This is a genomic window from Streptomyces sp. SP17BM10, assembly GCF_036322405.1.
Classification (GTDB): domain Bacteria; phylum Actinomycetota; class Actinomycetes; order Streptomycetales; family Streptomycetaceae; genus Kitasatospora.
The window spans coordinates 1-388 of sequence record NZ_JAQYXB010000579.1; the positions used below are offsets into that span (position 1 = coordinate 1).

General features: G+C 74.5%; 1 pseudogene. It reads right to left on the reverse strand.

Annotation, left to right across the window (positions count from 1 at the left end):
* Positions 1-198: 198 nt before the first annotated feature.
* Positions 199-388, reverse strand: a pseudogene (locus PUR71_RS18675) (ketoacyl-synthetase C-terminal extension domain-containing protein); the annotation flags it as partial.

A 388-nucleotide genomic window follows, 5' to 3' on the forward strand; every position in this document is an offset into this window, starting at 1 on the left:
CAACTCCCGCCCCATCCCCAACCGCTGCGACCCCTGCCCCGAGAACAGGAACGCCGGCCCACCTTCCCCCGCGAGCCCCCGCCCCACCTCCACGCCGACCACGACCACCCCCCGGAGCGGCAACCCCGTCCGCCCGGCCATGGTGAACGCCACATAGGCGGCCTGGAGTTCAACCAGCTCCGTCAGGCGCGCGACCTAGGCGTCCAACGCCCCTTCGCACCTGGCGGACACCACCCAGGGCCTCGCCACCGCCGCCTCCGCAGCCTCCTGCACGGCGTCGGGCTCGCCCTGCTCCAGGATCACGTGGGCGTTGGTCCCGCTGATCCCGAAGGACGACACACCCGCCCGGCGCAGACGGCCGGCCTCCGGCCACTCCTGGGCCTCGGCC